Raw genomic sequence first — 3,076 nt, 5'->3', positions numbered from 1 at the left:
GCGAATTTTCGGCGAATGTCGTCTTCACAGTATAACCAGATTGCTTGGGGTTATATGGTCAAGTGAAGAAGCGCATACGGTGGATGCCTTGGCAGTCAGAGGCGATGAAAGACGTGGTAGCCTGCGATAAGCTTTGGGGAGTCGGCAAACAGACTGTGATCCAGAGATCTCTGAATGGGGGAACCCAGCCAGCACAAGCTGGTTATCTTGTACTGAATACATAGGTGCAAGAGGCGAACCAGGGGAACTGAAACATCTAAGTACCCTGAGGAAAAGAAATCAACCGAGATTCCCTTAGTAGTGGCGAGCGAACGGGGACCAGCCCTTAAGCTGGTTTGAGATTAGTGGAACGCTCTGGAAAGTGCGGCCATAGTGGGTGATAGCCCCGTACACGAAAATCTCTTGCCAGTGAAATCGAGTAGGACGGAGCACGAGAAACTTTGTCTGAACATGGGGGGACCATCCTCCAAGGCTAAATACTACTGACTGACCGATAGTGAACCAGTACCGTGAGGGAAAGGCGAAAAGAACCCCGGAGAGGGGAGTGAAATAGAACCTGAAACCGTATGCGTACAAGCAGTGGGAGCCTACTTTGTTAGGTGACTGCGTACCTTTTGTATAATGGGTCAGCGACTTATATTCAGTGGCGAGCTTAACCGAATAGGGGAGGCGTAGCGAAAGCGAGTCTTAATAGGGCGCTTTAGTCGCTGGGTATAGACCCGAAACCGGGCGATCTATCCATGGGCAGGTTGAAGGTTAGGTAACACTGACTGGAGGACCGAACCGACTACCGTTGAAAAGTTAGCGGATGACCTGTGGATCGGAGTGAAAGGCTAATCAAGCTCGGAGATAGCTGGTTCTCCTCGAAAGCTATTTAGGTAGCGCCTCATGTATCACTGTAGGGGGTAGAGCACTGTTTCGGCTAGGGGGTCATCCCGACTTACCAAACCGATGCAAACTCCGAATACCTACAAGTGCCGAGCATGGGAGACACACGGCGGGTGCTAACGTCCGTCGTGAAAAGGGAAACAACCCAGACCGTCAGCTAAGGTCCCAAAGTCATGGTTAAGTGGGAAACGATGTGGGAAGGCTTAGACAGCTAGGAGGTTGGCTTAGAAGCAGCCACCCTTTAAAGAAAGCGTAATAGCTCACTAGTCGAGTCGGCCTGCGCGGAAGATGTAACGGGGCTCAAACCATGCACCGAAGCTACGGGTATCACCTTTGGTGATGCGGTAGAGGAGCGTTCTGTAAGCCTGTGAAGGTGAGTTGAGAAGCTTGCTGGAGGTATCAGAAGTGCGAATGCTGACATGAGTAACGACAATGCGAGTGAAAAACTCGCACGCCGAAAGACCAAGGTTTCCTGCGCAACGTTAATCGACGCAGGGTTAGTCGGTCCCTAAGGCGAGGCTGAAAAGCGTAGTCGATGGAAAACAGGTTAATATTCCTGTACTTCCAGTTATTGCGATGGAGGGACGGAGAAGGCTAGGCCAGCTTGGCGTTGGTTGTCCAAGTTTAAGGTGGTAGGCTGAGATCTTAGGCAAATCCGGGATCTCAAGGCCGAGAGCTGATGACGAGTGCTCATTAGAGCGCGAAGTGGTTGATGCCATGCTTCCAAGAAAAGCTCCTAAGCTTCAGATAACTGGGAACCGTACCCCAAACCGACACAGGTGGTTAGGTAGAGAATACCAAGGCGCTTGAGAGAACTCGGGTGAAGGAACTAGGCAAAATGGCACCGTAACTTCGGGAGAAGGTGCGCCGGTGAGGGTGAAGCACTTGCTGCGTAAGCCCACGCCGGTCGAAGATACCAGGCCGCTGCGACTGTTTATTAAAAACACAGCACTCTGCAAACACGAAAGTGGACGTATAGGGTGTGACGCCTGCCCGGTGCCGGAAGGTTAATTGATGGGGTTAGCGCAAGCGAAGCTCTTGATCGAAGCCCCGGTAAACGGCGGCCGTAACTATAACGGTCCTAAGGTAGCGAAATTCCTTGTCGGGTAAGTTCCGACCTGCACGAATGGCGTAACGATGGCGGCGCTGTCTCCACCCGAGACTCAGTGAAATTGAAATCGCTGTGAAGATGCAGTGTATCCGCGGCTAGACGGAAAGACCCCGTGAACCTTTACTATAGCTTTGCACTGGACTTTGAGCTTGCTTGTGTAGGATAGGTGGGAGGCTTTGAAGTGGGGACGCCAGTTCTCATGGAGCCATCCTTGAAATACCACCCTGGCAACCTTGAGGTTCTAACTCAGGTCCGTTATCCGGATCGAGGACAGTGTATGGTGGGTAGTTTGACTGGGGCGGTCTCCTCCCAAAGAGTAACGGAGGAGTACGAAGGTGCGCTCAGACCGGTCGGAAATCGGTCGTAGAGTATAAAGGCAAAAGCGCGCTTGACTGCGAGACACACACGTCGAGCAGGTACGAAAGTAGGTCTTAGTGATCCGGTGGTTCTGTATGGAAGGGCCATCGCTCAACGGATAAAAGGTACTCCGGGGATAACAGGCTGATACCGCCCAAGAGTTCATATCGACGGCGGTGTTTGGCACCTCGATGTCGGCTCATCACATCCTGGGGCTGAAGCCGGTCCCAAGGGTATGGCTGTTCGCCATTTAAAGTGGTACGCGAGCTGGGTTTAGAACGTCGTGAGACAGTTCGGTCCCTATCTGCCGTGGACGTTTGAGATTTGAGAGGGGCTGCTCCTAGTACGAGAGGACCGGAGTGGACGAACCTCTGGTGTTCCGGTTGTCACGCCAGTGGCATTGCCGGGTAGCTATGTTCGGAAGAGATAACCGCTGAAAGCATCTAAGCGGGAAACTTGCCTCAAGATGAGATCTCACTGGAGCCTTGAGCTCCCTGAAGGGCCGTCGAAGACTACGACGTTGATAGGTTGGGTGTGTAAGCGCTGTGAGGCGTTGAGCTAACCAATACTAATTGCCCGTGAGGCTTGACCATATAACACCCAAGCAATTTGCGCCGAGGCCAAATTGTGGTGGTGAAGACGAAAGAACCGAAAGTTCGCGACAAACCACAAAGATCACATATCCGAATTGGCTGGAGTATCCATCTGGATGTTCTGGCA

1 rRNA gene is annotated in these 3,076 nt (G+C 52.2%); it reads left to right on the top strand.

Annotated features, from left to right (window positions below):
* Positions 1-56: 56 nt before the first annotated feature.
* Positions 57-2,949, top strand: a 23S ribosomal RNA gene (locus NMG10_RS25690).
* Positions 2,950-3,076 lie beyond the last annotated feature (127 nt).

Origin of the sequence: Pseudomonas sp. DVZ6 (genome assembly GCF_024259445.1) — a bacterium.
In the GTDB taxonomy this organism is placed as follows: domain Bacteria; phylum Pseudomonadota; class Gammaproteobacteria; order Pseudomonadales; family Pseudomonadaceae; genus Aquipseudomonas; species Aquipseudomonas peradeniyensis.
Note: the sequence above shows the minus strand (reverse complement) of the source record. Positions and strands in the feature narration are given on the sequence as shown.